Here is a 20072-nt window from a genome sequence, read left to right on the forward strand (position 1 = left end):
TAAGGGCGGGCGCACAAAGAATGGCAGAATCGTAGGCGTGGTAGATGAACCCGCCTCCCGGCCCCGGCAAGACCTCGCCGACTTGCAGCTTCGTGGCGAAAGCTGGGCCCTGTGGCTGGGGTTGGGCGCCACGGTGCTGGGCACTCTCACGGGGTTGATCGGCTTTGCCACCTACCGCCCGGATCTGGCGGGCTACCGCTCGGTGGCCATCTACGCCTCGATCATCGCCGCGGTAGCGGCAACGGCCGGAAGCATCCTGGGGTACCTGTTGATCCTGACCCGGACCCAGAAGTGGCTGCTCGAGTTTCCCCGCTACCGGCAAATCATCAACGCCGCAGCCCTGGTGATCCTCCACGCGGCGATTTCCGCCATGGCATCCCTGGTCACCTTCCGGATCATCCAGGACGCCTTCCTGGGGTTGACCGTGGATAGATATGCGGGAAGCCTCATGGTCGGGGTCTGCTCAGGCATCGCCGGCTACGTCGCGCTGGTCTCCGCCGCCCGGGTGACGGCGCAAAGCCTCTCCACGCTGCTGGCGATCTTCATGGCCACCGGTGTGTTCATCAGCATGCTGGCCGCCGAGAACCCCTATTGGTGGCATTCGATGTTTTCCGCGCTGGGGACCCGCGCCTCGGGGCTCACCTCCTTTTGGACCTTCAACGTCACCCTGGTGGTTTCCGGGCTGGTGCTCAGCACCCTCACCGCGTTCATCGTGCGCGATGTGGCCCTGCTGGCAGGCATTATCGACGACTATGCCGCCGCCGTGGGCAAGCCGCGTCCCCGTTTCATCAGGCCCCGGCCCGCGGTGGTGCGCACCTGCCTGCTGGGACTGGGCGCATGTGTCATCGGCATCGGGCTGATCCCGTTCAACGTCTCGGCACCCGTCCACTCAGCAATGGTGCGCATCGCCGCGGTATTCATCGTGGTGCTGCTCCTGGGTGCTGCCCTCTGGCTGCCGGGATTCCCCTGGATCTTCCACCTGCTCTCGTTTGCCTGCTTCGTGGGACTGGTGGGTGCAGCCCTGCTGTGGCAGCCGCTGGCGTACTACAATCTCACGGCGTTCGAGCTGGCGGTCGTGGGCATCGTTTTTGGCTGGCTGGTCGTGTTCATCCGCACCACCGCCGCCGCGCTCGCCGTCAAGGACAAGGAACTTTCCGACGTGCTGGCCGTCAACGGCCGAGCCTAGGCACGCACCTGTTCGAAGTGGGCCACGAACATGTCCGGGCGCACCAGCACCACCGAGCCATTGGGCAGGCGGCGCTTGGGGGCGGCGACAAATTCGTGCAGCGGAACCTCGTATTCGGCGGCCAGCTGCTCCCCGCGCTCCCTGCCGGCCGGGCCATAGATGTGCACCTGCCAGCTGGCGTCGTTGAGCACCTCGAAATTGTCCGCGTGTTCGCCCGCGCGGTTTGGCACCCACGGCAGTCGGCGGCCCAGCACCTGGCCGCGGCGCCGGGTCCGGGCAAAGCCGGTGGCCAGCGTGGCACGGTCCTTGGCGCTGTCATCCATCCAGTAGTGAATGCGGATCTGCGAGAGATACCCGAAGAAGCGGCGCCCGGCCGGAATCCTGCCCGCCAGGCGCACCGCCGCCGGCCAAGAAATGGGCAGCACACGCGTGCGAACCGTGCGGGCCAAGACAGAATTCGAGGTGGCGGCGCTGAAAAGCTTGTCGGTCGTGGCCACCAGACGCAGCGCCACCGGGCGGCGTTCGAGTTCGTAGCGCTGGAGGTAGGACTCCTCCATGCGGCCGGAAAAGACGTCGGCCAGCTTGCACACCAGATTGTGCGCGTCCTGCAGCCCGGTGTTCATCCCCTGGGCGCCGACCGGCGAATGGATGTGCGCGGCGTCCCCGGTAAGGAACACCCGGTCCTTGCTGAAGTGCTCGGCGACGCGGTGATGCACCCGGTAGGTGGTGAACCACGTGGCCGTCTTGTACCTGACACCGAACTCACCGCGCAGGCTGGCCCGGGCACGGTCCTCATCGATCTCGGGTTTCCCCTGACCGGAGTCATTCTCTTCGTGCAGGATGCCCAGCAGGCGGCGGCGCTCGCCGCCGTTTTCGTCGTTGCCCATCGGGAAGCCGAGCATGAAGTTCTCGTCGGAAAATCGCAGGTTGATACCCGAACCCATGCCCGTGACGCCCTGGGCGTCGAGCACGTAGAAGGCCTCGTCGTCTGTCGTTCCCTCGAAGGCAATGCCAAGGGATTCGCGGATCGGGGAGGCGGCGCCGTCCGCGGCGATCACGTAGCGCGCGGAGATATGCACCGGCCCCTGTGGCCCGGTGCACTTGACGAGCATCCGGTCCCCGGTGTCCGCGAAGGATTCGTAGCCGTGTTCCCAGAGCACTTCGTTGCCCGCGTTCTTGAGGTATTCGGCCAGCAGTTCCTCGTTGGCGCTTTGCTCCAGCATCGTCAGCCCCGCATAGTGCGTCTGGGCGTAGCCGAGCCGGTTGAGCTTGATGCTCTTGAAGCTGCGGGCGCCGATGCCCGGGCGCAACTCTCCGGTGGGAACCGCCCGGGCCTTGACCTCGTCGGCCAGCCCCAGTTGGCGGTAGATCTCCATGCTGCGTGCCTGCAGCGCCAGGGCGCGTGATTCGCGGGTCGGGCCCGACTTCAGGTCAACGACCTTGGAGTCGATCCCGAATTTTTGCAGCCACGCACCCGCCATCAGGCCCGTGGGCCCGGCACCGATTACCAAAACGTCTGTGTTCAGTAGCGTCGCGTCCATGGAACCCACGCTACGCCCCCATGCCGGGCAAAGCACTGATACGGGCCTTGTGGCGGTGCAATCACGTGCGGGTTTCCGCCGGGGGTACCTCCTTCATCCGTGCGAGCGAGTCCAGGGCCCGGGCACGGGAGGCCATCAGGTCGACGATCTGCTCGACCCGGGAAAGCGGGACAAAGCGGTCAATATAGGAACCGCGGGGATCAAACTTCTTGGCCTGCAGCAGCGGGTTGAAGACCCTGAAGAACGGGGACGCGTCGGCCCCGCACCCGGCGACCCATTGCCAGTTGGCCGGGTTGGATGCCGCGTCCGCGTCCACGAGCGTGTCCCAAAACCATTCCTCGCCCACCCGCCAGTGGATACCCAGGTTCTTGACCAGGAAGCTGGCGGTGACCATGCGGACCCTGTTGTGCATCCATCCGGTTTCCCAAAGTTGCTTCATGCCGGCGTCCACCAGCCCGTAACCCGTCGAACCGCCGCACCAGGCCTTGAAGTGGAGAGCTGCCGTTGTTCCCGCCGGCCCACTCTGTGCGCCGGCGCCGGGCCAGGCCCAGTCATACGCGTCGAACTCGCTGCGCAGGTTCCGGGTGGCCAAATCCGGGTAGTGGTAGAGCAGGTTCCAGCAGAAGTCGCGCCACCCCAGTTGACGCATCATGGCCCGCGTGCCCTCGGCTCGCTCGGGATGGACGCGCAGCATGCCGCTGAGGACCTCCCAGACCTCGACGGGACCCAGATGTCCCCAGCGCAGGGCCGCCGACAACCGCGAGGTGCCGTCGGTGTCGGGCCTGTCGCGGGACGTGGCGTAGTCGCCGGCGATTTCCTCCAACACCACGCCCAGGCGGTCCCGGGCTGCGGCCTCGCCCGGCACCCAGGCGGCGGCCAGTCCGTGCGACCAGTCGGGAGCCGAGGGCAACAGGCCCCAGTCATCCAGTTTCTCCGAGGGAAGATTGGTGGTCACAGGTTCCTGCGCTTCGGGCCTGTCCAGCACCGGGCGCATCGGCAGCCGCTGCAGCGCGTTGAAGAAGGGCGTGAAGACCTTGAAGTTCCTTGAATCCTGGGTCAGCACGGTCCAGGGTTCGTGCAAGAGCGTTCCGGCATGACTGTGGGCCTCGAGCCCGGCGTCGGTCGCCAACTTCTTGGCCGTTGCATCGACGGCGCGTTCCGGTCCGCCGTAGCGACGGTTCCAATGCATGGTGGAGATGCCTGCGGCGGCCAGGAGCCCCGGAAGGACTTCGGCCGCGGCGCCGCTGCGCAAGAGCAAGGGCACGCCGAGTCCTGCCAGTGATTCACGCAGCTCGTTCAATGCGTGATGCAGCCACCACTTGGCAGCGCCGCCCAACGGACGCACGCCGGGGGACTGCTCGTCAAGGATAAACAGGGCGGTTGCCGGCCCCGAGGCCATGGCGGCACAGAGCGCCGGATTGTCGGCCACGCGCAGGTCGTCGCGGAACCACACGATGGTGGATGATGCCTGGTTCATGTTCGTGCTCTTTCGTGCGGACGGTGGTTTTTGGGACTAGCGGGACAGGGCGTACCAAATCAGCAGCATGGTGACGAGGAACCCCGTGGCATAGTTCAGCCAGAGGAAGCGCACCCATCCGGCATGGGCGCGGGCGGAATCCTCGTCGTCCAGCCCGGCATGGGGCAGCACGTTGGCCAGGTAGGGCAGGGCCAGCAGACCCGCCAACGGGCCCGGCCAGTCGGTGAACAGGAGCAACGCGCCGGCGGCGAGGTAGGCCGCGGCTGCGAACCTGACGGTCCACTTCGCCCCCAACAACGTGCCGATGGAACCCAGCGACGCTGCGCGGTCGGGGACGATGTCCTGCACCGCGCCGAACGCATGTGAGGCCACGCCCCACAGGAAGAACGCCGCCAGGATCGCCACCAGCGTGGGTTCCAGTGTTGCCCCGGCCAACACGACCCCGTAGAGCGCGGGGGAGACGAAGTGGGCGCTGGAAGTCAGCGAGTCCAGGAAGGGACGCTCCTTGAAGCGCAGGTGCGGGGCGCTGTAGGCATAGAGCGCCGCCATCGATACCAGCAGCACCAGGTTCGCCTGCCAGGAACCAATTATTCCCAGCACCACCAAGAATGGCAGGCAGGCAACCGCGCAGGCCACCAGGATCCCGCGGTGCCGGCTGCGGTCCACCACGGCGCCCTCGGCACCGCCCTTGCGGGGGTTCAGCAGGTCCGATTCGTGGTCGAAGACATCGTTGATCCCGTACATGGCCAGGTTGTAGGGGATGAGGAAGAAGAACGTTCCGACCACCCAGATCCAGTCGATCTTCCCGACTGCCAACAGGTATGCGGCGGCAAAGGGGTAGGCGGTGTTGACCCAGGAAACCGGGCGGGAAGTCATGAGCAGTTCGCGCAGCATCATTGCGGCTCCTTCCCGGTCCGGATCACTGGCGACGGGCCCGATGGGGCCTCGGCAAAACCGGTTCCCGTCACCGAAGCTCCGGTTCCCACCGGCACCCTGCCCCCTGCTAGCCACCACAGGGCAGGAACGAAGAGCACCGCGCAGACCGGGTAGCTGAAGTCCTCCACCGGGGCCAGCCCGATGCGGAGGCCCAGCAACGTCTGGCTCCCGTAACCAAATAGCCCGGAGCCAATCATCACGTTGTCGAACACCGCGGTCAGCACCCAGAGCACGAGCAGGGCGAGCCGCACCGGCGGAAGGACCGTGCGCAAGCTGATCCGGCGCAGGCGCACGGCCAGGAGGAAGAGCAACAACGAACCCAGCATGAAGCACAGGGACAGAACGGCGAAGTTCATGCTGTCTCCTTCAAATCCGGTCTTGGCGTGGCGGCGGAATGGCGGTCGGTGCCGGCGGCATTCCGCCGCGCCCGCCGGGTCCGCCAGGCCATGGCGCCGGTGAGCAGGACCATCGTGTTGTAGCACAGGAAAAGCAGGAAGAAGGCTTCCTCCAGCGGCAACTGGTCGCCCAGCATCACCCCGGTCATGAGCGCCGAATCACGATGCAGGAAGATCCCCAGGTCGATGGCGATTACGTCCCAGAGCAGGAACATCGCAGTTCCACCGGCCAGCGCGAGCAGCGCGGACAGCGGTTGGGCAAAGACGAATAGCCGGTACTTGGCATCCAGCACCGCCATGCAGGCAATGAGTGCCAGCAGGATGAGAAGGTAGGTCATGGTGCCACCGTTCGGGTGGGTTCGGTCTTGGGCTGTGCCACTGGCGACAGATGGCCAGGGACCAGGGGTCCCTTGTCCTTGACCCCGTTGACTGCCTTGGCGATGATCTCCGCACTGATCAGGCACATCGGAATTCCGATGCCCGGACGCACCGAGCTGCCGGCATAGTGCAGGCCGCGGACCTTCGAGCTTTGGTTCGAGGGGCGGAAGAAGGCCGACTGGCCCAGCGTGTGGGCCAGCCCCAGGGCACCGCCCTGCCAGGCATTGACGTTCTCCACGAAGTCGCCGGGGCCAAAGCTTTGGCGCACGACGACCCTCTCGCGCAGGTCCGCAATGCCCGCCCAAGCGGCCAACTGGTCGAGCGCGGCATCCGCTACCGCCTCCACCTGTGGTGATCCGGTGCCGTCCGGGCCGCCCTTGCCCCACGCGGGCAGGGCAGGGGAAGGAACGAGGATGAACAGGTTTTCATGTCGGGCCGGTGCCACGGAGGGGTCCGTGGCGCTGGGCATGCAGGCATACAGGCTGGTTTCCTCCGAAAGGTCTTCTCCGCGGTGGATGCGCCCGAAGTTGTCGTCCCAGTCGGTGGTGAACAACAGATTGTGGTGGCTGAGCTTGGGGAGCTTGCCCCGGATGCCCAGGCAGAGCAGTACGGCACTGGGCCCGGGATCGCGCCGCTTCCAACTGGCTTCGGAGGAGGAGCGAAGTTTCGCCGGGAGCAGTTCGGTCTCCAGGTGGTGCAGGTCTGCGGCACCCACCACCACGTCGGCTTCCAAGCGTTGTTCCGCGCCTGATACGTGGCCGGGGTCGCCCGCATCGACCCAGCGCACTGCCTCGACCCGGGGTGTGCCCGCGGTGGTGTCGGCATCGATGCCCGTCACCCGGGCACCGGTGATGATCGTGACGCCGGCGGCCCGGCAGAGTCCTGCCATCACGTCGACCAGGTGTGCAAAGCCACCCATCGGGTATTTCACGCCCTGAGTCAGGTCCAGGTGGCTCATCAGGTGGTAGAGCGCCGGGGTGCGCTTGGGGCTCGAGCCCAGGAACACCGAGGGGTAACCCAGGATCTGGCGCAGGCGCGGATCGCTGAAGCGGCTGGCCACGAAGGAGTCCAGGGAGCCTGCCAGCAGCGGTGCCAGCCTGGGCAGCAGCGCCACAACCCGCGGATCCAGGAAGCTGGCCGGGGAGGAGAAATCCGCATAGAGGAAATGCCTTAGCGCCAAGTCGTAGCTCTCGGCGGAATGTTCCAGGTATTTATCCAGTGCGGCACCGGCACCGGGCTGGAGGGATTCGAAGGCGTCGCGGGCCCCAGCTCCGGACGGCATGTCCAGCGGGGTGTAGTCGCCCTGGAACCAGGTCCGGTAGCCGGTCTCGAGGTCCACGAGATCCAGCTCGATTTCCGTGGAGGTGCCCATGAGCTCAAACCAGTGCTCGATGACTTCGGGCATCAGATACCAGGAGGGACCGGTGTCAAAGCTGAAGCCCTCGCGCTGCAGGCGTCCGGCGCGGCCGCCGAGCACCTTCTGCTTTTCCAGCAGCGTGACCCGGTGGCCGGAGGCGGCAAGCAGGCCCGCGGTGGCCAACCCGGAGAAACCGCCGCCGATGACGACCACCTCTTGTGCGGCAGTGTGGGCAGTGTTCTTCATGGGTGTCCCTTTCATGCCGCGTTGACCGTGGCCGACTTGGGGCGCCGGCCCATGGTGGTGCGCAGCGCGATGTATGCCTTGCGGCGGGCGGGAACGGAGATTCGTCGGGTCATGAGCTCGGCGGCGTCGGTGTGTTCGAGTCGGCGGTTCAGGTCGCTGAACAACCCGTGGGCCATGGCCACTGCCTGAGCGGCGCGCGGCGCCAGGTGGGGGATGCCGCGGGCCGCGGCGTCCAGGTCCGCCCGGATCTCGTGGACCAATGCGTTCTTGTGCGCGTCGGTGAATGCCGCCGGGTCCAGGCCCGGGAAGTAGCTGCGTCCCAGTCCGGAGGTGTCCTCCGCCAGGTCGCGCAGGAAGTTGACCTTCTGGAAGGCTGCGCCCAGGCGTCGGGCGGCGGCCTCGGTTTCCGCCTCGTGTCCGGTCGGGGCGTGGGGCATGGAACGGAAGACGCGCAGGCACATCAATCCCACGACCTCCGCCGATCCGTAGATGTAGCCCTCCAGAGTCGCGGCGTCGTGAGTGGACACCTCCAGGTCGCTGCGCATTGAGGCGAAGAACGGGCGGGTCAGCGCGGTGTCGATGCCTTGGGAGCGGGCGGTGCAGGCGAAGGCGTGCACGATCATGTTGGTGCTGTAGCCGCTGGCCAGCGCCGCCTCGGTTTCCTCCTCGAGCCGTTGCAGCGCGGCAGCGACGGCAGATGCGTCCAGCCCGGCCTCGCGGGCCACCCCGTCGACGACCTCGTCGGCCAGGCGCACCAGGGCATAGATATTGGAGATGTGTTCGCGCGCGGGGCGCCCCAGCATGCGGCAGGCCAGCGAGAACGAGGTTGAGTATCGGGCGATGACCACCTGGGCGCTGCAGCTGGCCGTGGCCGAGTAGCGTTGCAGGGCCGTGGGCTGGCCGGTCGCGTGGTTGACGGCCGATGCCCCGGTTTTGACTGCGGTGTCGTGCTTCATGGCCTAGGCCCCCCGGTTCAGGATGAGGCCGGCGAAGCCCTCGAGCTCGGTGGACACATGGGCAGGCAGCCCCAATGCGCGTGAGGCGGAGGTGGCGCCGGTGCACAAGTCCTGCGCCAATTGCCGGGCAAAGCGCTCGGCGCCGGTGGATTCGAGCGCCGAGCGCATGGCCTTCACGTCCGCTCCCCGGTCGCGGAAGCGCTGCAGGTCCTCGGTGAACCCGGGGGTGGAGGCCGCCATGGCGGTGAGGATGGTGCTTTTGCCCTCGCGCAAGTCGGACTCGATGGATTTTCCGGTTCGGGCCGGATCCCCGAAGGTCCCCAGCACATCGTCGATGAGTTGGTAGGCAACGCCCAGCTGGCTGCCGATGTTGGCCAGGGCGGCGGCTCCGGCGGCATCTGCGCCTGCCAACAGGGCACCGGTGTGCAGCGGCACCTGGAAGGAATAGGCGGCGGTCTTCAGTTTTTCCATGCGCAGCACCTCCTGCACCTGGGCGGGCGCTGGATCCAGAGAGAAGAGCAGGTCCTCCAGCTCCCCGGCGCCCGCGTGGTGGATTGCCTGGTGGAAGGAGTTTTCGATGATGGCTGCCTGGGGCAGTGAATCGGCGGCCCGCAAGGCGAGCTTGATGGCCGCGGCCAGCAGCAGGTCGCCGGCGATGATGGCTGCAGCGTGCCCGGCATGCTCGGCGTTCTCCGCCGACTTGCCGCGCGCCAGCGCATCGTCGCGGTACAGCGCCGAGAGCGTGGGGCGCCCGCGCCGGGTGAAGTCGCGGTCGATCACGTCATCGTGCATCAGCAGCGACCCATGGAGCAATTCGAAGGCGCAGCCCAGCAGGACGACGCGTTCGAAATCTTCGCCGGGTTCCGCGTTGGCTGCCGAGGGAGGGGCGAATGCCTCGTGGCCCAGCATGACCAGGCGCGGGCGGGTGAGCTTGCCACCTTCCAGCGCCTGTCCAATGCGGGACCAGAGCGTTTGGGTGGCCTTGGAGTATTCCCCTGCCGCTTGCCGATGTTCCTCGATGACCGAGGACAACTGGTAGCGGACCCGCGACTGGAGCACTTCCGTCTTCCCGGGTGCGGTGGACCCGCAAGTTTGCGCGGGACTTTGGGTTGGCCGGCTCATGATCGTTCGTTCCGTTTCTCGGTGGTGACGGCAGGTGTCAGAGTGTCGATCTGGGTGTGCATAGCCGTGAGGATGCCCTCCAGGTACCGCACCACGGCGCGTTGTTCGTCGGGGTCCAGTTCCTGGATGCCGAGTTCCGCATCATTGAACAGAGGGCGCAGTGCGGTCAGGGTCAGGTTCACCGCCCGGGGGCTTGGATGGACGCGGATGCTACGTCGGTCGGTGGGATGGGCCGCCCTCGACATGTACCCGCGATCGCTCATCCTGTCGATGAGCGCGGTGGTGGCGGCGCTGGAAATATGCAGTTTTCCGGCAAGTTCCCCCGGGGTCATCGGGCGGTCAAGCATCAGGTGTTGCAGGGCCAAGAAGTCGGTCTCGTTGATGCCCAGATGGCGACACACCGCGTGTTCCAGGACATCATTGAGCATGAGGACCTCGTGTAACAGCGTCGATGCTGCGTGCGGACCGGGCGTCTCACCCGTGGAAACCTTGATCATCTATACCTCGAAGGGTTGATTACTAGCTTAGCTAGATACATCATGGGTTAACAAGTTAGTGTTTGTCGAGTAGGACTGACGAATTCAGTGAAAATTTCCCCCGAGCCAAGGAGATCTCCCGATGCATTCCCCAACAAAGGCCTCCTGGACCATCCGGATAATCTGTGCCACCGCGGTCTTCGCCGCGATCGCCGGCGCCTTCATCGGCAGCGGAGCGATGGGCGGCACCCCTATTGCCGAGGCTGCGGACGGCAGGCTGGGCGCAGATTCGACCTTGCTGGCTCCCGGCACCGGTGCCTTTTCCATCTGGAGCCTCGTGTATCTGGGTCTGGTTGTCTACGCGATCTGGCAGCTGACGCCCCTCGCCGCACGGAGCGACACCCAGCGGCGGATCCGTCCGTTGGCGGCAGGCTCCGCGATACTCAACGCCCTGTGGATCGGTGTGGTGCAAGTTGGCTGGTTGGGAGCCAGTGTCGTGGTGATGCTGCTCCTGCTCGCGGTCTTGGCCAGGATCTTCATGCTGATGAGGCCGCAAATCGAACATCCCGCCGAACGCTGGATCATGGCACTGACCTTCGGCCCGTACCTGGGCTGGGTCAGCGTGGCGACGGTGGCCAACATCGCCGCGTGGCTGACGGCCCGGGGCGTGGGCGACGGAGCTGAATGGGCCACGCCCCTGGCCTGCGTTCTGGTGGCGGTCGCGGCCCTGATCGGCGCCATGACCGTGGTGTATTCCGGTGGCAGGATCGCAGCGGCCCTCGCCATGGTGTGGGGCATCGCCTGGATCGGAGTGGGGCGCAGCGACGGCGGCCTGGAATCCGCGCCCGTCTCCGTCGCTGCGTATGGGGCGGCTGCAGCCCTGTTGCTCTTCGCCCTCGTCGCGGCGGCAAGACGTCGGGTTCGTCGAGGTGCCCCGGCAAGGTCCGAGGTGTTGGCATGAGCGTCATTGCCGTTACCGGGGCCACCGGTTACATCGGCGGGCGCTTGGTCCCCCTGTTGCTGGAACAGGGCCACAGCGTGCGGGTGCTCACCCGCCGCAGCAATGCCCTGCGGGATGTTCCGTGGGGCAAGCGGGTGCAGATCGTGGAGGGAGACCTCACCGATCCGGAGGCCGCTGCCCAACTGTGTGAGGGAGCCACGATCCTGTACTACCTGGTCCACTCCATGGGCGGCAGCACCAACTTTGCCCCCGTCGAGGAACGCTGCGCCAACACCATCGTGGAAGCGGCCAAGGCCTCGGGAATTGGGCGTCTGATCTATCTCTCGGGACTGCATCCCGAGGGGGAACTCAGCCGCCACCTCGCCTCGCGGGTCAAGGTCGGGCAGATTCTCGAATCAAGTTCCGTCCCCACCGTCACGCTGCAGGCAGGGCTGATCATCGGCTCCGGGTCCGCAAGCTTCGAAATGGTCCGCCACCTCACCGACGTGCTGCCGGTGATGCCCGCCCCGCGCTGGGTTCTCAACCGCGTCCAGCCCATCGCCGTGCGTGATGCCCTGCACTACCTGGGCCAATGCGCCGGCCTTCCGCCGGAGATCACCGGCGCCTACGACATCGGCGGACCCGAGGCCCACAGCTACGGCGACATGATGCGGATCTATGCCGATGCGGCGGGCATCCGCCGCCCGGTCATCCTGCCGCTGCCGGTGCTGACGCCGTGGTTGGCTGCCCAGTGGGTCAACCTGGTCACCCCGATCCCGCGCTCGCTGGCCATCCCGTTGGTCGAGTCCCTGCAGCACGACTGCGTCATGCGAAACCGGGACATCGATTCGATCATCGACCGGCCCGCCGGGGGACTGACCGGGTACCGGAGCTCCGTTGAATTGGCGCTGGCCAAGATGCGTGATGACACGGTGGAAACGACATGGGCCACCGCCCATGCCCTGGAGGCACCCGCCGAGCCCTTGCCCTCTGACCCGCAATGGGCGGGGCACAGAGTCTTCACCGATGTGCGGGAACGCGAAACCACCGCGGCCCCTGCCGCGCTGTTCCGGGTCATCCAGTCCCTGGGCGGAGAGACCGGGTACTACTCATTGCCCGGTGCGTGGGCGCTGCGCGGGATCCTGGACAAGCTGGCCGGGGGCGTGGGGCTGCGCTGCGGACGGCGCAGCCGCGAATCCCTGGCCCTGGGAGACGCGCTGGATTGGTGGCGCGTCGAGGAATTGGTGCCGGATAGGCTGTTGCGCCTGCGCGCGGAAATGCGGGTTCCCGGTCGGGCATGGCTGGAGCTCGCGGTGGAACCGACGGATACCGGGAGCCACTACCTGCAACGTGCGGTGTTCTTTCCGAAGGGTTTGGCCGGCCGGCTCTACTGGCTGGCGATCCTGCCGTTCCACGGGATGATTTTCTCCTCCATGGCACGCCGCATCACGACTGCCGCGGAAGAGCTGACTGCCAAGGACTCCGGCTAGTCGGCGGTGGTCTCGCGCTCGCCGACCGAGCCGATGCTGTCCTCGAGGTCCATGGCCGTCTCTGCGAGGAAACGGATGACCACTTCGCGCTCGGCGGGGCTCAGCCGCGCGGCCGCGCCAAAGCGCGCGGCGTGGTGCCGCCCGACCTGCTGGCGGGCGGCAAGGTGCGTCTCGGCGGTGACCGTGATGCACAGCGACCGGCGGTCGGTCGGGTGCGCGGCGCGCACCACGTGTCCGGCCTTCTCCAGCCGGTCAACCATCTTGGTCACCGAGGCGGTGGTGATGCCCAGGTGCTTGGCAAGCATGCCGGGGGTCACCGCGGTATTGGTGTTCTTCGCCGAGATCAGGAACCTGATGGCGCGCATGTCGGTCTCGTTCAGGTTCATGTAGCTTTGCGATGCACGGGAGATCTTGCGCTCGACGGCCCGCAACCTGCCCATTTCCGCCATGATCCGATCGATCTGCTGCAGCGTTTCCTCGCTGAGCTGCGACCTGTCGATCAATTCGCTGCGCGGGTCGCTCGAGGCAAGGTTGAAGATGGTGGGGAGCTCTTCGCGGTCCACTGGATTCCACTCTCTTCCCCTGGGCGTGCTGATATGCGTGACCACCTCATGATACGACCACGCCTCGTCTCGAACCCCATTGCAAGGTCTGGCGGTGGCGGAACAATCGCACCGGCCCGTTGAAGTAAGCCATCGCATCTCCTAAACGCACGCCGGGGCCCATGGCCGATACTGTCCGGCATCCGTGGTGCCCAATCTCACCGCCCACATTCTGGACATGCATGGGAGAATGGAAGCAATGACTTCCCCCGAAAATACCCCAGTGACCGTGCCTGCCACTACTGCGCCCGCCGCAGAGGACGCCGCGGCCCGCCGCGCCGCCCAGGCCGCGGCCCAGGGTGCCCAGCAAATGCGCATCTCCGAATCCCGTGCCAAGGCCGAAGGCCGCGCACAGGTGCGCCCCACCGCCGAGGGGTGGAAGCAGGCCATGGGCGAGGACGGCCGCCCGCAGCTCCAGTTCACCGCCAAGGCCCGTGTCTCGCAGCCGCCGGTGCACCTTGCCGATCTCACGCTGGCCGAACGCGCCGCCAAGCTCAAGGAAATGGGCCTGCCAGCCTTCCGCGCCAAGCAGCTCTCGGTGCACTACTTCCAGCACTACACCACCGATCCCGAGCTGATGAGCGACCTTCCCAAGGACCGCCGCGCCGAGATCGCCGAGGTCATGTTCCCCACGCTGCTCACCGAGGTCAAGCGACTGGCCACCGACGATGGCAAGACCATCAAGTTCCTGTGGCGCCTCTTCGACGGCTCGCTGGTCGAGTCGGTATTGATGCGCTACAGCAACCGCATCACCCTGTGCATCTCCTCGCAGTGTGGCTGCGGCATGAACTGCCCGTTCTGCGCGACCGGCCAGGCGGGCCTGACCCGCAACATGTCCACCGCGGAGATCCTGGACCAGATCGTCCAGGCCAACCGCGTGATCGCCGAGGGCGGCCTGGGCGGCCAGAAGCACCCGGAAGAGCGCGTGGGCAACATCGTGTTCATGGGCATGGGCGAACCGCTGGCCAACTACAAGCGCGTCATGAACGCCGTGCACCGCATGGTGGCCGACGCCCCCGAGGGTCTGGGCATGAGCGCCCGCGGCATCACGGTCTCCACCGTGGGCCTGGTCCCTGCGATCAACAAGCTCTCCGAGGAGGGCGTCCCGGTCACCTTCGCGCTGTCGCTGCACGCGCCGGACGACGAGCTGCGCGATGAGATGATCCCGGTGAACTCGCGCTGGAAGGTCGACGAGGCGCTGGACGCCGCGTTCAACTACTACGTGAAGACCGGCCGCCGTGTCTCCATCGAGTACGCACTGATCAAGGACATGAACGACCACGGCTGGCGCGCGGACCTGTTGGCGCGCAAGCTCAATGCCCGCGGCCGCGGCTGGGTTCACGTGAACCCGATCCCGCTGAACCCGACCCCGGGCTCTGTATGGACCGCTTCCGAACCTGACGTCACGGCCGAGTTCATCGACCGCCTCGAGTCCGCCGGCGTTCCCACCACGCTGCGCGACACCCGCGGCAAGGAAATCGACGGCGCTTGCGGCCAGCTTGCAGCGGCTGAGTAGGCTGTAACCACCACGTTGGGGCGCAAGGCGCCATTGATGAGATGAGTTTTTGGATGTCATTGGCAGCACCGTTTTTCCTGGACAAGTCCGACACCGCGAGCTGGAAGGCCCTGAACGGGCTCTCGCTCAAGGTCAAGGAGGCCACGGCTGCCGCCGGGCTGAGCACCCGGCTCGTCGAGCTGCTCAATGTGCGCATTTCCCAGATCAACGGCTGCTCGTTCTGCCTTGACATGCACGGCCGGATGGCGCTGGAGGCCGGCGAGACCACCCAGCGACTGGCGGTGCTCTCCACGTGGCGTGAAACTTCGCTGTTCGACGACCTGGAGTCGGCCGCGCTCTCGGTCGCCGAGGCCGCGACCGAGCTGCCGGATTCGGAGACCCGGATTGCCGAGCTCGCGGCGTCACGACTGGTGCTGGATGACGCACAGTTCTCCGCCGTCCAGTGGGCTGCCATTGCCATGAATGCCTTCAACCGCGTTTCCATCCTGTCCCAGCACCCGGTGCGCCCGAGCAAGAAGTAGCCGCGCCATGGCCGCGGGCACGACCAATTCCTGGGACGCGGAAACGCGGCCCGAATCCGTGCTCTCCCGCTATGCCCCCGAAGGGGTTTACCTGCTGGGCGGCGGTCGCGCGATCCTGCTGCAGCTCGCGCTGCCCGGTGTCGGCCACGGAGTGGCCAGGCATTCGAATTTTGCCGTCAACCCGCTGGGCCGCCTCAATGGCACCTTGACGTATATCTACGCCCTGAGCAACGGCACCGATGAACACCGGGCCAAGGTCACGGACATCGTCCACGCCGCCCACGCGCCGGTCAAGGCGGCCGCCGCCAAGGACGGCTCGCACCCCGCGTATTCCGCACGCGACCCGAAGCTGCAATTGTGGGTCGCGGCCACGCTCTATGACTCAGCCATGGCGATCCAGCGCGCGGTGTTCCCGCCGCTCGACGATGACACAGCCGAGGCGCTGTACCGCGACTACGCGCAACTGGGAACCGAGCTGGGCATGCCCGGACACCTCTGGCCGGCCACCCGGGCGGACTTCGCCGAGTACTGGGCCGACACCCTCGGGCAATTGCGGGTCGACGCGCCGGTGCGAGTAGTTGCGCAAAAACTCCTGGCCGCCGAACATGCACCCCTGTGGATCCGTGCCGCGATGCCGCTGGTCCGGCTCATGACCATCGGGTTGTTGCCCGAGCAGGTGCGTGCCATGTACGGCTTCGCATTCGGCCCGCGCCAACAACGCCGAATGGATCTGGTATTGCGCTGCGCGCGTGTTTCCATGCGGATCTTGCCGCGGGGGATCCGGCACTTTCCCATGCACTTCTACCTGCGCCGCCTGGGTAGCTGAACGGCCTTTCGAACTAGATGCTTGGCCACATGGCATCCCCCATGCGGCCAGCGGTTAGTGCCGATCATCCAGACTTGCCCGGAGATTGGTCATCGTTTCGCCAAACACCTGAAGTCATGCTGTACTTGCGCTTCGCCGCTGTTAGCTTGTGAGGGTGGGATGCAACGCCGAAAAACGGTGTTTCACGGTCTGGATTCTTCGTGATCTCCAGCAGCTCCGCTGTATTACCTGCTAAGGGGGAGCTAATAGCTCAGAAGGAAAAGAACCGCAAGATCCGGGCGGTCCTGGCCGGTGGATTGGTCCTCGGTGTAGGTGCGGCGGTAACGCTTGCCGCATGGAACGACTCCGAATTCGCGACGGGAACATTCGGCGCCGGCCATTTCAACATGCAGGGCAGCACCAACGGCACGGACTTCAGCGACCACGCAGCGGGCGCGCCGGCACAGCTGGGCTTCTCCCTCAGCTTCGACAGCCTCAGCCCCACCGACACGGTCGCCGCACCATTCGTGCTCCACCTGGACCAGGACACCACCAACGACGCGCAGGTCAGCGTTGCTTCGGCCACCGTCTCGGGCACCGCCGCGGACGAGCTCAGCTACTCAATCGTGCAAGTGGCATCAATGGCCGCCTGCACACCGACTGCAACCGGCACGCAGATTGTCCCGGCCGGCACGACCCTGGACTCGGTCATCGGCGCAAGCACGTTCACCCTGGCGAAGAGCACAGCGCCTGGCACCGACCCTGGCACCGACGTGTTCCTGTGCGTGCAGGTAACCGCCAGCTCGACCATCGCCCAGGACACAGCGGCCGTCGGCACCTGGGAATTCCTCGGCACCTCGACGTCGTAACGCCCGGATGCGACGCGATCTGACGCCGGAGCGCAGGCGGCGATTCATCCGCCTGCGGGCCGTGCTCGCAGGCGGCCTCGTGCTCGGCGTCGGCACCACGACAACGCTTGCCGCGTGGACCGATGAAGAACACGCCTCAGGATCGTTCACGGCCGGCACGTTCTCGATCGTTGGCAGCACGAACGGCACCGAATTCAGCGACCATCCGACCGCGCCCGGCGCCGCGCTCGTGTTCACCGTGACCCCAGACGCCATGACGCCGGGCACGACCGCGTTCGCCCTGTACTCGGTGAAGACCGCAGCCTCGAGCGTGGCCGGCTCAGTGCAACTGACAGCAGACGAGGGCAACGCAATCGGGCTGGGATCCTACCTGCGCTACGGCGTCAACACGGTCGCGGGAACCACCTGCAACGCCACCACCTTCGCCGCCGGCACTGCGGTCGTCGGCACCGGAACCGTGCTGACCACGGGATCCACCGCAGAGGGCGCGTTGGCGGCCAGCGGGGCCTCCACCACCAACTACTGTTTCGCCGTCACCTTGCCCACGACCGCACCCAACGCCGCCCAGGGCACCACGCTCACGGGACGCTGGGTCTTTGCGGCGACGGCCGATTAGCCGGGCCGGACATGGATAGACGCATGCGGGGCGCAGGAAGATTCCTTGGCGATGCCGTGTTGAGCCTGGCGGCCTTCGGCGGATTCGTCTGCGTGGTGCTGGTCGTTCTGGCTTTCGCGTTCAACGTTTCCCTGATCATGTTCAAGACCGGTTCCATGGGTCCGACGATTCCTGCCGGATCCCTGGCCGTCGTGCGCGAGATCCCTGCACCAGAGATCCGGGTCGGGGATGTCTTGACCGTTGACCGCCCGGCGGCCCTCCCCATCACCCACCGCGTGACCTCCGTGGGCGGCGGGCCGTCAAATGCCGAGCGCGTCATCACGATGAAGGGGGACGCGAACGAGGCAGAGGACCCGGCCCCGTACACCGTCAGTAGCGTCCGGATTGTCATGGGCTCCATTCCCAACCTGGCATACGGAGTGGTGTGGCTGTCCAGCCCTTGGGTGCTGGCCCTGCTGACCCTCGGCGCATCGGCGTTGGTCACGTGGGCGTTCTGGCCGCGGGAAACCTCTGGCCGTGACGAAACCAGTGACGGCGATCAGGTTCGCGTGCCGGGGCAACCCGAGAATGGCTCGCAGGCTTCGCTGGTCTTCCTCGTCGTACCGCTGACCCTTGGATTCGCCCTGTCCGCCCCGCCCCAGGCCGCCACGGAGGAGGTCGTTGCGAGTGGCCATCTGCGGTTGACCGCGATCGGCGACCACGCCGCAATGGCACATCTGGCCCCCGGGGAACCCGTGCAGTGGCAGGTCGGCGTTGCCGCCGTGGAATCGGGGCCCGGCGTGGTCCGGATCGAACTGCTGGGCAAAGGGAATGCGGGCCTCGGGCTGCACGCAGCCATTCGTTCCTGTGACCGGCGATGGGTCGAGGGGACCTGCGCCGGCGGAGCAGACAGGGTGCAAGTTGGGGGACCGGTTGCCGTTGACGGGACCAAACGGCAGCTGACGACCATGCCCGTGGCGGAGGAGCGCTGGCTGCTGTTCGATCTCTGGCTGCCTGCGGACGGCACCCCGGATGCAGCCGGCGGGCCCGTTCACTTGCAGGTGCACGCCTCCGGATCGGGCGATGATGTCACGACTTCACCCGGGCTGGTCGGCCCGCTGGCCCCCACCGGAACCAACCCGCTACTGGCCTTGTTCGCCGCCGTGGGCTCCGTCGGTCTCGGCCTCGCACTGGCCGGCGCGGCAAGGTGGCGAGGGAAACGGAACCGATGAAATCCATCATGTCCCGAGGAGCGGTCACGCGTCGGAAACTCCCCAACCGCCTGCGCATCTGCGCGTCCTTGGTTGTGTGTGCGGGGCTTCTCGTTGCGTCTGTGCCGCCCGCGTCAACGACGGCCACTTGGACGGATGCCGAACATTCCTCGGCCGGCTTCTCGGCGCTGGAGGTGCCGGCGCCCGTCATCGACAGCTGCACGGCGCAGAGCGTTTTGGTCAACTTGAGCCTTAGACCCCGTGTCACGCTCACCTGGCACTATCCATCAACCGGATACACGCGTGCCAACGCACAATATTGGTCAGGGACGAGTGTGGCCAATCTGGCTCCCGTGTCCGACGGAAACGGGGTATCGACGACAGGTTTGGATCCCGGCCCCTACACCAGCACCTTTCAGGGCGGCCTGCTGGCCGGGCTTCTCGGGGGAAGTGCCGACGTCGGACTATCTGCCGGGCACGCGTCGGGCTGGTCTTCCAAGACATCCACCGTTCGTGCGACCTTCCCCCTGCTCGTAGGCTCGGGAACGTGCGTGATCACCAACGCATCCTGAGAGCGATCAACGAATTAGATGTCGACGGTGGTCCTTGGACTAATTGGCGCCTTCAACTGCGGAAGTAGCGGTGACGGTTTGAAACTCTGTCCGTCCAAGACGTCCGGTTAGGCGCAGTTGCAGCGATCCGCAACGGCGACGTCGCCGAGCGCATCCTCGATGTGCTCGCCGCAGCCTGCCCAGGTTGGCTTGGCGCAGCTGTCGCAGGTGACTTTCTTGCACATGTGGTGACTCCTTTGAATAAAATCTGGAAGAACTACCTAGGAATATTACCCTTGCGCGTGTGGTTGACCTATTTGCGGATACGCTCGTGATCCGCGCCAATCAAACCTCCCGAAGGGATGAAGCACGTATGGCTTCCGTTGAACTCAACTCCGCAAATTTTGAATCCACCATTACCGAACCCGGCACTGTGTTCGTTGACTTCTGGGCCGCGTGGTGCGGCCCGTGCCGCAACTTCGCACCGGTGTTTGAATCGGCCAGCGAGAAGTACCCCGACATCACTTTCGGCAAGATCGACACCGAGGCCGAGCAACAGCTGGCCGCTGCCGCCAACATCACCTCCATCCCCACGTTGATGGCATTCCGTGACGGAATCCTTGTTTTCTCCCAGCCCGGCGCACTGCCCGCTGAAGCACTGGAAGACTTGATAGGCCAGGTCCAGGGACTGGACATGGAAGCAATCAAGAGTGATATTGCGGCCGGCTCCAAGGCGTAATTCTCCGGCGCGCCAGCGATTCGAAGGCCCCACCATATGAACTGCTCCCCGAAAGTTGGACTGAATAATTCAGATCCTTACTTTCGGGGAGTTTTTCATGCGTCAAAATAGTTCATTGACCGCCGAGCAGCGGCTGGCTGCCGTCGATCTTTTCGAGCAGGGA

At 66.0% G+C, this 20072-nt stretch carries 21 protein-coding genes; 11 read left to right on the forward strand and 10 right to left on the reverse strand.

The features are described 5' to 3' along the window. The first annotated feature begins 37 nt into the window (after nucleotides 1–37). The gene (locus ACLQ7E_RS03695) at nucleotides 38–1186 is read left to right on the forward strand and encodes a hypothetical protein (protein ID WP_411731200.1); all 1149 of its coding nucleotides are present in this window, start codon (nucleotides 38–40) and stop codon (nucleotides 1184–1186) included. On the opposite strand, the gene ACLQ7E_RS03700 is transcribed toward ACLQ7E_RS03695, so the two are convergent. From ACLQ7E_RS03700 to ACLQ7E_RS03740, 9 genes are all read right to left on the reverse strand, one after another. Beyond that, a complete protein-coding gene (locus ACLQ7E_RS03700; RefSeq protein ID WP_411731223.1) occupies nucleotides 1183–2727 on the reverse strand; it encodes an FAD-dependent monooxygenase in 1545 nt (514 codons plus the stop codon). The two genes, ACLQ7E_RS03695 and ACLQ7E_RS03700, sit on opposite strands and share 4 nt — an antisense overlap. 61 nt (nucleotides 2728–2788) lie before the next feature. Further along, complete coding sequence (locus ACLQ7E_RS03705) at nucleotides 2789–4204, reverse strand: cryptochrome/photolyase family protein (protein WP_411731201.1); 1416 nt, start codon at nucleotides 4202–4204, stop codon at nucleotides 2789–2791. A gap of 36 nt (nucleotides 4205–4240) precedes the next feature. Further along, nucleotides 4241–5098 (reverse strand): prenyltransferase, encoded by an 858-nt coding sequence (locus ACLQ7E_RS03710; RefSeq protein WP_411731224.1) that lies wholly within the window; start codon nucleotides 5096–5098, stop codon nucleotides 4241–4243. Continuing rightward, nucleotides 5098–5496 (reverse strand): lycopene cyclase domain-containing protein, encoded by a 399-nt coding sequence (locus ACLQ7E_RS03715; RefSeq protein ID WP_411731202.1) that lies wholly within the window; start codon nucleotides 5494–5496, stop codon nucleotides 5098–5100. The genes ACLQ7E_RS03710 and ACLQ7E_RS03715 overlap by 1 nt, the downstream gene beginning before the upstream one ends. After that, complete coding sequence (locus ACLQ7E_RS03720) at nucleotides 5493–5873, reverse strand: lycopene cyclase domain-containing protein (RefSeq protein ID WP_411731203.1); 381 nt, start codon at nucleotides 5871–5873, stop codon at nucleotides 5493–5495. The genes ACLQ7E_RS03715 and ACLQ7E_RS03720 overlap by 4 nt, the downstream gene beginning before the upstream one ends. Continuing rightward, nucleotides 5870–7516 (reverse strand): phytoene desaturase family protein, encoded by a 1647-nt coding sequence (gene crtI / locus ACLQ7E_RS03725; protein WP_411731204.1) that lies wholly within the window; start codon nucleotides 7514–7516, stop codon nucleotides 5870–5872. The genes ACLQ7E_RS03720 and crtI overlap by 4 nt, the downstream gene beginning before the upstream one ends. A gap of 11 nt (nucleotides 7517–7527) precedes the next feature. Next, nucleotides 7528–8472 (reverse strand): phytoene/squalene synthase family protein, encoded by a 945-nt coding sequence (locus ACLQ7E_RS03730; RefSeq protein ID WP_411731205.1) that lies wholly within the window; start codon nucleotides 8470–8472, stop codon nucleotides 7528–7530. Nucleotides 8473–8475: 3 nt separating this feature from the next. After that, nucleotides 8476–9594: a polyprenyl synthetase family protein gene (locus tag ACLQ7E_RS03735; RefSeq protein ID WP_411731206.1), complete on the reverse strand. Its 1119-nt coding sequence runs from the start codon at nucleotides 9592–9594 to the stop codon at nucleotides 8476–8478. Continuing rightward, nucleotides 9591–10091 (reverse strand): MarR family winged helix-turn-helix transcriptional regulator, encoded by a 501-nt coding sequence (locus tag ACLQ7E_RS03740; protein WP_411731207.1) that lies wholly within the window; start codon nucleotides 10089–10091, stop codon nucleotides 9591–9593. The genes ACLQ7E_RS03735 and ACLQ7E_RS03740 overlap by 4 nt, the downstream gene beginning before the upstream one ends. A 121-nt stretch (nucleotides 10092–10212) precedes the next feature. On the opposite strand from ACLQ7E_RS03740, the gene ACLQ7E_RS03745 reads away from it, so the two are divergent. Together ACLQ7E_RS03745 and ACLQ7E_RS03750 are read left to right on the forward strand one after the other, a co-directional pair. Then, on the forward strand, nucleotides 10213–11031 hold the full coding sequence (locus tag ACLQ7E_RS03745) for a tryptophan-rich sensory protein (protein ID WP_411731208.1): 819 nt from the start codon (nucleotides 10213–10215) through the stop codon (nucleotides 11029–11031). Beyond that, complete coding sequence (locus tag ACLQ7E_RS03750; RefSeq protein WP_411731209.1) at nucleotides 11028–12500, forward strand: SDR family oxidoreductase; 1473 nt, start codon at nucleotides 11028–11030, stop codon at nucleotides 12498–12500. The genes ACLQ7E_RS03745 and ACLQ7E_RS03750 overlap by 4 nt, the downstream gene beginning before the upstream one ends. Here ACLQ7E_RS03750 and ACLQ7E_RS03755 read toward each other — a convergent pair. Beyond that, nucleotides 12497–13063, reverse strand: a complete 567-nt coding sequence (locus tag ACLQ7E_RS03755) for a MarR family winged helix-turn-helix transcriptional regulator (RefSeq protein ID WP_411731210.1) — start codon at nucleotides 13061–13063, stop codon at nucleotides 12497–12499. The genes ACLQ7E_RS03750 and ACLQ7E_RS03755 overlap by 4 nt on opposite strands. Before the next feature lie 349 nt (nucleotides 13064–13412). On the opposite strand from ACLQ7E_RS03755, the gene rlmN reads away from it, so the two are divergent. The 8 genes from rlmN to trxA all read left to right on the forward strand — a co-directional run bounded on the left by rlmN (nucleotide 13413) and on the right by trxA (nucleotide 19909). Further along, a complete protein-coding gene (rlmN, locus tag ACLQ7E_RS03760; protein WP_411731225.1) occupies nucleotides 13413–14618 on the forward strand; it encodes a 23S rRNA (adenine(2503)-C(2))-methyltransferase RlmN in 1206 nt (401 codons plus the stop codon). 41 nt (nucleotides 14619–14659) lie between these two features. Continuing rightward, nucleotides 14660–15139, forward strand: coding sequence for a carboxymuconolactone decarboxylase family protein (locus tag ACLQ7E_RS03765; protein ID WP_411731211.1), 480 nt, complete (start codon nucleotides 14660–14662; stop codon nucleotides 15137–15139). Between the two features lie 7 nt (nucleotides 15140–15146). Beyond that, complete coding sequence (locus ACLQ7E_RS03770) at nucleotides 15147–15965, forward strand: oxygenase MpaB family protein (RefSeq protein ID WP_411731212.1); 819 nt, start codon at nucleotides 15147–15149, stop codon at nucleotides 15963–15965. Between the two features lie 200 nt (nucleotides 15966–16165). Beyond that, nucleotides 16166–16813: a SipW-dependent-type signal peptide-containing protein gene (locus tag ACLQ7E_RS03775; RefSeq protein ID WP_411731213.1), complete on the forward strand. Its 648-nt coding sequence runs from the start codon at nucleotides 16166–16168 to the stop codon at nucleotides 16811–16813. Between the two features lie 7 nt (nucleotides 16814–16820). Beyond that, nucleotides 16821–17429, forward strand: a complete 609-nt coding sequence (locus ACLQ7E_RS03780; RefSeq protein WP_411731214.1) for a SipW-dependent-type signal peptide-containing protein — start codon at nucleotides 16821–16823, stop codon at nucleotides 17427–17429. Nucleotides 17430–17452: 23 nt separating this feature from the next. After that, nucleotides 17453–18640, forward strand: a complete 1188-nt coding sequence (locus ACLQ7E_RS03785; protein ID WP_411731215.1) for a signal peptidase I — start codon at nucleotides 17453–17455, stop codon at nucleotides 18638–18640. Continuing rightward, nucleotides 18637–19191 carry a hypothetical protein gene (locus ACLQ7E_RS03790; protein ID WP_411731216.1) on the forward strand — a complete coding sequence of 185 codons (555 nt, stop codon included), beginning with the start codon at nucleotides 18637–18639 and terminating at the stop codon, nucleotides 19189–19191. Before ACLQ7E_RS03785 ends, ACLQ7E_RS03790 begins: the two co-directional genes overlap by 4 nt. A gap of 352 nt (nucleotides 19192–19543) precedes the next feature. After that, nucleotides 19544–19909 (forward strand): thioredoxin, encoded by a 366-nt coding sequence (trxA, locus tag ACLQ7E_RS03795; RefSeq protein ID WP_411731217.1) that lies wholly within the window; start codon nucleotides 19544–19546, stop codon nucleotides 19907–19909. Nucleotides 19910–20072 lie beyond the last annotated feature (163 nt).

The sequence above is a fragment of the Paeniglutamicibacter sp. genome (assembly GCF_046714615.1).
Taxonomy (GTDB): domain Bacteria; phylum Actinomycetota; class Actinomycetes; order Actinomycetales; family Micrococcaceae; genus Paeniglutamicibacter.

What these genes read in the sequence shown, in the direction of transcription:
- ACLQ7E_RS03700 (WP_411731223.1), bottom strand. Translation starts at nt 2,727, where the DNA reads ATGGACGCGACGCTACTGAACACAGACGTTTTGGTAATCGGTGCCGGG.
- ACLQ7E_RS03705 (WP_411731201.1), bottom strand. Translation starts at nt 4,204, where the DNA reads ATGAACCAGGCATCATCCACCATCGTGTGGTTCCGCGACGACCTGCGC.
- ACLQ7E_RS03710 (WP_411731224.1), bottom strand. Translation starts at nt 5,098, where the DNA reads ATGCTGCGCGAACTGCTCATGACTTCCCGCCCGGTTTCCTGGGTCAAC.
- ACLQ7E_RS03715 (WP_411731202.1), bottom strand. Translation starts at nt 5,496, where the DNA reads ATGAACTTCGCCGTTCTGTCCCTGTGCTTCATGCTGGGTTCGTTGTTG.
- ACLQ7E_RS03720 (WP_411731203.1), bottom strand. Translation starts at nt 5,873, where the DNA reads ATGACCTACCTTCTCATCCTGCTGGCACTCATTGCCTGCATGGCGGTG.
- crtI (WP_411731204.1), bottom strand. Translation starts at nt 7,516, where the DNA reads ATGAAGAACACTGCCCACACTGCCGCACAAGAGGTGGTCGTCATCGGC.
- ACLQ7E_RS03730 (WP_411731205.1), bottom strand. Translation starts at nt 8,472, where the DNA reads ATGAAGCACGACACCGCAGTCAAAACCGGGGCATCGGCCGTCAACCAC.
- ACLQ7E_RS03735 (WP_411731206.1), bottom strand. Translation starts at nt 9,594, where the DNA reads ATGAGCCGGCCAACCCAAAGTCCCGCGCAAACTTGCGGGTCCACCGCA.
- ACLQ7E_RS03740 (WP_411731207.1), bottom strand. Translation starts at nt 10,091, where the DNA reads ATGATCAAGGTTTCCACGGGTGAGACGCCCGGTCCGCACGCAGCATCG.
- ACLQ7E_RS03745 (WP_411731208.1), top strand. Translation starts at nt 10,213, where the DNA reads ATGCATTCCCCAACAAAGGCCTCCTGGACCATCCGGATAATCTGTGCC.
- ACLQ7E_RS03750 (WP_411731209.1), top strand. Translation starts at nt 11,028, where the DNA reads ATGAGCGTCATTGCCGTTACCGGGGCCACCGGTTACATCGGCGGGCGC.
- rlmN (WP_411731225.1), top strand. Translation starts at nt 13,413, where the DNA reads ATGCGCATCTCCGAATCCCGTGCCAAGGCCGAAGGCCGCGCACAGGTG.
- ACLQ7E_RS03765 (WP_411731211.1), top strand. Translation starts at nt 14,660, where the DNA reads ATGAGTTTTTGGATGTCATTGGCAGCACCGTTTTTCCTGGACAAGTCC.
- ACLQ7E_RS03770 (WP_411731212.1), top strand. Translation starts at nt 15,147, where the DNA reads ATGGCCGCGGGCACGACCAATTCCTGGGACGCGGAAACGCGGCCCGAA.
- ACLQ7E_RS03780 (WP_411731214.1), top strand. Translation starts at nt 16,821, where the DNA reads ATGCGACGCGATCTGACGCCGGAGCGCAGGCGGCGATTCATCCGCCTG.
- ACLQ7E_RS03785 (WP_411731215.1), top strand. Translation starts at nt 17,453, where the DNA reads ATGCGGGGCGCAGGAAGATTCCTTGGCGATGCCGTGTTGAGCCTGGCG.
- ACLQ7E_RS03790 (WP_411731216.1), top strand. Translation starts at nt 18,637, where the DNA reads ATGAAATCCATCATGTCCCGAGGAGCGGTCACGCGTCGGAAACTCCCC.
- trxA (WP_411731217.1), top strand. Translation starts at nt 19,544, where the DNA reads ATGGCTTCCGTTGAACTCAACTCCGCAAATTTTGAATCCACCATTACC.